This window comes from Streptomyces sp. NPDC059003 (genome assembly GCF_042740445.1).
Classification (GTDB): Bacteria; Actinomycetota; Actinomycetes; order Streptomycetales; family Streptomycetaceae; genus Streptomyces.
Genome location: NZ_JBHYJH010000008.1, coordinates 100,704 through 106,965 on the forward strand (window position 1 = coordinate 100,704; position 6,262 = coordinate 106,965).

Sequence of the window (6,262 nt, forward strand, 5' to 3'; positions counted from 1 at the left end):
CCCGCCGCAGACCGCGCTCACCCTCACGGAGGTACCTCCATGCGCGCACCCAGGACACCCGGCGACGGCGACCCCGCCATGGGCGCGGGCGGCGGCCCCGCCATGAGCGAGATGGCGGGCAAGACGCGGTTCGACGACATCTACGACCAGCCGGACCCGCGCGCGTACTTCGGCCGCCTCGCACCCTTCGCGTACGAGATCCCGCACCACGCCCAGGGCGTCTTCCGCCGGGCGCTCGCCGCGCGGGAACAGGCCGGCCCCGGGGGCCCGGACGGCCGCCGGATCACGGTCCTCGACCTGTGCTGTTCGTACGGCATCAACGCGGCGCTGCTCAACCACGACCTCACGCTGGACGAACTGTACGCGCACTACACCGGCGCGGAGGCGGCGGGGCTCACGCCGAGCGAACTGATCGACCGCGACAAGGAGTTCTTCGCCGCGCGCCGCCGCGCCGACGCGGTCCGGATCATCGGCGTGGACACCGCCCCCAACGCCACCGCGTACGCCCTGGCCGTCGGGCTGCTCGACGAGGCCTACGCGGAGAACCTGGAGCGCGTGCCGCCGAGCCCGCCCCTGGCCCGGGCCCTGGCCGGCGTCGGCCTGATCACCGTCACCGGAGGCATCGGCTACGTCTCGTACCGCACCTTCGACGCCCTCCTCGACTGCGTGCGGCTCCCCCTGTGGGTCAGCGCGTTCGTCCTGCGCACCGTCCCCTACGACCGGATCTCCCGGAGCCTCGCCGAGCACGGCTTGACCACCACGACCGACCCCGGCCGGCTCTACCCGCAGCGCCGGTTCACCGGCCCCGAGGAGCAGCGCGACGCCGTCGAGCGGGTGCGGGCCGCGGGCGACGACCCGACCGGCCTCGAAGCGGCGGGCCGCTACTACACGCGCCTGTACGAGTCGCGGCCCCGGCGGCCCTGACCCGTCTCCGTGGAGGCTCGCCCGCCGCCGACATCCGGGCGTATCGTTAAATATCGGACGACTCGGCGGCGACAGGGGGTCGTCATGGTGGTGGAGCTGCTCGCGGCGGGCGCGGCGACCCTGTCCGCGGGTCTGGTGTACGTGATGTCGGCCGCCCGCGTCGTCAAGCAGTACGAACGGGGCGTGGTCTTCCGGCTCGGGCGGCTGCACGGCAACGCCCGTGAGCCCGGGTTCACCATGGTCGTGCCGGGCGTCGACCGGATGCGCAAGGTCAACATGCAGATCGTGACGCTGCCGGTGCCCGCGCAGGAGGGCATCACGCGCGACAACGTCACCGTGCGGGTGGACGCGGTCGTCTACTTCAAGGTCGTCGACGCGGCCAACGCGATCGTGCAGGTGGAGGACTACCGCTTCGCGGTCTCGCAGATGGCGCAGACCTCGCTGCGGTCCATCATCGGCAAGAGCGACCTGGACGACCTGCTCTCGAATCGCGAGAAGCTCAACCAGGGCCTGGAGCTGATGATCGACAGCCCCGCCATCGGCTGGGGCGTGCAGATCGACCGCGTCGAGATCAAGGACGTATCGCTGCCGGAGACGATGAAGCGCTCCATGGCCCGGCAGGCCGAGGCCGACCGCGAGCGCCGCGCCCGGGTCATCAACGCCGACGCCGAACTCCAGGCCTCCAAGAAGCTCTCCGAGGCGGCCAAGGAGATGTCCGAACAGCCCGCCGCCCTCCAACTGCGCCTGCTGCAGACCGTCGTGGCCGTCGCCGCCGAGAAGAACTCCACCCTCGTCCTGCCCTTCCCCGTCGAACTCCTCCGCTTCCTGGAGCGCGCCGCCAAGGACAAGGAGCAGCTCCCTCCCGCGCCTTGAGCGACTCCTCCCCCGCGCCGTAAGCAACTCCCCAGCTCTTGAGGGAGCCCGCGGTCCCTGCTAGAAAACGCTTACTACTTGCGACGCCCCACCCCTCACGGCACGTGCACCGCTCCGCACCCACCCCACGGAGTCCCGCATGCCCACACCCTGGCCCCGCCGCGCCTTCCTCCTCACCTCCGGCACCTGCGCCCTCACGCTCACCGCCGGGCCCGTATCGGCGGACACGGCGGACGCGTACGCCGCACTGCGCGCCAAGTGGCGCGCCCTCGTCCTCGGCGAGGGCTTCAGCCCGACCGCCGAGCCCTTCAAGACCCGGCTCGCCGAACTCGGCGCCGCAGCGAGGCAGTTGCGGTCCACCATGGCCCCCGCGCCCGGATCCCTGTGGCCCGGTCTGTCGTACGCCGACCCCGAACCGGACACCGACCAGGAGTCGTTCGGCTACTCCGCGAACGTCGTCGCCAGCTACACGCGGCTCGCGACGATGGCGCAGGCGCACGCGCAGCCCGGCACGGGCGTGACCGGTGACGCGGGCCTGCGGGACGCCGTCCTCACCGGGCTCGACCACCTGTACGCGCAGGTCTACAACGAACGGCAGGAGCGGTTCGGCAACTGGTGGAGCTGGCAGATCGGCGCCCCGCAGGCGCTGCTCGACACCTGTGTGCTGCTGCACGACGCGCTCTCCGCCGACCAGCGGGCCCGCTACTGCGCGACCGTCGACCACTTCGTGCCGGACTCGGCGGTCGCCCGCTACAGCGGCACCAGCACGGGCGCCAACCGCGTGGACCTGTGCCGGGTCCTCGCCCTGCGCGGCGTCGTCGGCGCGAGCCCCGCGAAGATCGCCCTGGCCAGGGACGCGCTCTCGCCCGTGCTCCCCTATGTGACCAGCGGCGACGGCCTGTACCGCGACGGCTCGTTCATCCAGCACACGTACGTGCCGTACACCGGCTCGTACGGGGCGGTGTTCCTCGGCGGGCTCGGGCTGCTCTTCGCGCTGCTCGCCGGTTCGGCGTGGGAGGTGACCGACCCGAACCGGCAGATCGTCTTCGACGCCGTCGAGCGGGCCTGGGCGCCGTTCCTCTACAACGGCCTGGTGATGGACTGCGTCGCGGGCCGCGCCCTCAGCCGGGGCGTCGCCGCGTCCGACGCCCGGCGGATCCAGGCCGACGACCACCTGCGCGGCCACCCGGTCCTCGCGTCCATCGCGCTGCTCGGCCAGGGCGCGTCCGCGGCCGAGAACGCCCGCTGGCGGGGCCTGGTGAAGGGCTGGCTGCGCCGTGACTACTACAGCCCGCCGCTGAGCGACCCCCAGCTCGGCCTGCCGGGCCTCGCCCGCCTGAAGGACATCGACGACGACCCGTCGGTCACGCCGGTCCCGGAGCCGACCGGCCACCGCCTGTTCCCGAACATGGCGCGCGCCACGCACCGCCGCCCCGGCTGGGCCGCGTCGATCAGCATGGCGGACTCCCGCATCGCGTACTACGAGACGGGCAACGGCGAGAACCTGCGCGGCTGGCACACCGGCTCGGGGCTGCTCGCGTGGTGGGGCGACACCTATGCCAACGGCCAGTACAGCGACGCCTTCTGGCCCACGGCCGACCCCTACCGGCTGCCCGGCACGACCGCCTCGCGCAAGGTGCTCGCGGACGCGGCGGGCGGCGACTGGGGCGCGTCCCGCCCGGCCGTGAGCTGGGTCGGCGGCGCCACGGACGGCCACAGGGCCACGGTCGGGCAGCACCTCAGGGGGCTGCAGAGCACGCTGTCAGCGCGGAAGTCGTGGTTCTGCCTGGACGACACGATCGTGTGCCTGGGCGCGGGCATCACCTGCGCGGACGGCACGGCGGTGGAGACCACGGTCGAGAGCCGCAACCTCGGCGCGGCGGGCCGCGCGCCCTTCACGGCGGACGGCGTCACCCAACCCACCACCACGCCCTGGTCGCAGACGCTCACCGGCGCCGCGTGGGCGCACATCGGCGGCCACGGCGGCTATGTCTTCCCGGGCACGGCCACCGTGCAGGCACTGCGGGAACAGCGCACCGGCCGGTGGAGCGACGTGAACCGGGGCGGCTCCACGGCGCCCCTGACGCGTACGTATCTGACGCTGTACGTCGACCACGGCACCGACCCCACCGACGCCACGTACGCCTATCTGCTGCTCCCCGGCGCGAGCGCGGACCGCACCGCGGAGCGTGCCGCGGCCACCGGCTGGCTGACGGTGCTCGCCAACTCCGGTGCGCGGCAGGGCGTCAGCGTGCCGTCGCTCGGCGTGACCGCGGTGAACTTCTGGGCGGGGTCCACCGCCGGGCCGCTCACCGCGAGCGCGCCCTGCGCCGTGCTGATCGGCGAGCGGTCCGACGGGACGGCGACGGTGTGCGTCAGCGATCCGACGCGCGCCACGGGGGCGGGCCTGACGGTGACGTGGCACCGGCCGGTGACCGCGGTCACCGGCCGACCCGCCACGGTCACGTCGGCGACGACCGGCGCGTCCCTGACGCTCGTGTTCGCCGACCTCGCCGCCACGAAGGGCGCGACGCAGCAGGTCACCGTGCGCCTCGGCTGACGCGTCCGCGGCTAGGGCGTGTCTTTCGGATCAGGCCGGGCCCGCGACGCCTGGCACGGCACCTCGCCGCGTTGTCGCACCGCCCAAGTACGCCCAGTACGAGGACGATGCTCCGCCTTGCGATGCACCGCACCAGACGCCGCGGGCTGATCCGGCCTGATCCAAAAGACACGCCCTAGGAGGTGACCGCCGCGGGCAGGTCCGGCTTGGTCTGCGGGCGTCCGGGGACCATGCGCAGCGCGAGGACCATGGTGAGGCCGCCGCCGGGGGTGTCCTCCGCGGAGAGCGTGCCGCCCATGGACTCCGTGAAGCCGCGGGCGACCGCGAGGCCGAGGCCCACTCCGGCGCCGCGCGGGGCGTCGCCGTAGCGCTGGAACGGCTCGAAGATGCGGTCCTTGGCGTCGTCGGGGACGCCGGGTCCGCGGTCCACGACGCGCAGCTGGACCTGGTCGGCCATCGTGCTCGCGGCGACGAGGACCCGCTCGCCCGCGGGGCTGTACTTCAGGGCGTTCTCGATGACGTTGGCGACGGCGCGCTCCAGGAGGCCCTTGTCGGCGGCCACCATCGGCAGCTCCTCGGGGATGTCGAGGACGACGTGCTCGGCGGGCGTCGCCATGCCCTCCAGGGCGAGCGGCACCACTTCGTCGAGGTCGATCTCGCGGACCATCGGCTGGACGGTGTCGGTCTGGAGCCGGGACATGTCGAGGAGGTTGCCGACGAGGTGGTCGAGCCGGTCGGCGCCCGCCTCGATGGCTTCGAGGAGCTCTGCCTGGTCCTCGTCCGACCACTCGATGTCGTCGGAGCGCAGGCTGGACACGGACGCCTTGATGCCGGCGAGGGGGGTGCGCAGGTCGTGGCTGACGGCGGCGAGCAGGGCGGTGCGGATGCGGTTGCCCTCGGCGAGGGTGCGGGCCTCGGCCGCCTGGGACTGGAGGCGCTGGCGGTCGAGGACGACGGCGGCCTGCGCGGCGAACGCGGCGAGCACCCGGCGGTCCTCGGCGGGCAGGACCCGGCCCGACAGGGCGAGGGACATGTAGTCGCCGACCGGCATGTCGACGTCGGCGTCCTCGGGGCGGCCGGCGTGCGGCCGGGCTCCGACGCCGGCCGTGCAGGTCCACGGGGAGATGTCGCTCTCGCGCTCCAGGAGGGCCACGGACTCCATGGCGAACGTCTCGCGGACGGTCTCCAGGAGGGACTCCAGGCTGTTCTCGCCGCGCAGGACGCTGCCCGCCAGGTGGGACAGTATTTCCGACTCGGCGCGCAGGCGGGCCGCCTGGTGGGTGCGGCGGGCCGCCAGGTCGACCACCGACGCCACCGACACCGCGACGGCGATGAAGATCACCAGGGCGACGATGTTCTTGGGGTTGGCGATCAGTATGTGGTGGACGGGTGGTGTGAAGAAGTAGTTGAGCAGGAGCGAGCCGAACGCCGCGGACGCGAGTGCCGGGAGCATGCCGCCGAGCAGGGCCGCCGCCACGGTCAGCGTCAGGAAGAGCAGCATGTCGTTGGCGAGCCCGAGGCTGGGCGCGGCCCCGCGCAGCAGCAGCGTGAGCAGGACCGGGCCGACCATGCCGACGAGCCAGCCCCACACGATCCGGTTGCGGTCGATCCGCGTGGCGCGGGGCGCGCTGGACAGGCCGCGGCCCTTGCCCACCTCGTCGTGGGTGACCAGGTGGACGTCCAGGTCGGGGCCGGACTCGCTGGCCACGGTGGCGCTGACGCCGGGCCCGAAGACGTACTGCCAGCCCTTGCGGCGCGAGACGCCGAGGACGATCTGGGTGGCGTTGACCCCGCGCGCGAACTCCAGGAGGGCGGCGGTGATGTCCTCGCCTATGACGTGGTGGAAGCTGCCGCCCAGGTCCTCGACCAGCGTGCGCTGGACGGCGAGCTCCTTCGGCGAGGCCG

General features: G+C 73.2%; 4 protein-coding genes. 3 read left to right on the forward strand and 1 reads right to left on the reverse strand.

Going from position 1 to position 6,262, the window contains the following annotated elements:
- Window positions 1-39: 39 nt before the first annotated feature.
- The 3 genes from ACFWZ5_RS06610 (at window position 40) to ACFWZ5_RS06620 (ending at window position 4,357) form a co-directional block, all read left to right on the forward strand.
- Window positions 40-924, forward strand: a complete 885-nt coding sequence (locus tag ACFWZ5_RS06610; RefSeq protein ID WP_384799117.1) for a hypothetical protein — start codon at window positions 40-42, stop codon at window positions 922-924.
- 84 nt (window positions 925-1,008) lie between these two features.
- Window positions 1,009-1,797: a slipin family protein gene (locus ACFWZ5_RS06615; protein ID WP_384890487.1), complete on the forward strand. Its 789-nt coding sequence runs from the start codon at window positions 1,009-1,011 to the stop codon at window positions 1,795-1,797.
- 139 nt (window positions 1,798-1,936) lie between these two features.
- Complete coding sequence (locus ACFWZ5_RS06620) at window positions 1,937-4,357, forward strand: polysaccharide lyase 8 family protein (RefSeq protein ID WP_384806690.1); 2,421 nt, start codon at window positions 1,937-1,939, stop codon at window positions 4,355-4,357.
- Between the two features lie 175 nt (window positions 4,358-4,532).
- Here the strand turns inward: ACFWZ5_RS06620 and ACFWZ5_RS06625 are convergent.
- A partial coding sequence (locus tag ACFWZ5_RS06625; RefSeq protein WP_384890489.1) for an ATP-binding protein occupies window positions 4,533-6,262 on the reverse strand: 1,730 nt, incomplete at its 5' end.

Excerpts from the sequence above, each read along its gene's own strand:
- ACFWZ5_RS06610 (WP_384799117.1), top strand. The coding sequence starts at position 40 with ATGCGCGCACCCAGGACACCCGGCGACGGCGACCCCGCCATGGGCGCG.
- ACFWZ5_RS06615 (WP_384890487.1), top strand. The coding sequence starts at position 1,009 with ATGGTGGTGGAGCTGCTCGCGGCGGGCGCGGCGACCCTGTCCGCGGGT.
- ACFWZ5_RS06620 (WP_384806690.1), top strand. The coding sequence starts at position 1,937 with ATGCCCACACCCTGGCCCCGCCGCGCCTTCCTCCTCACCTCCGGCACC.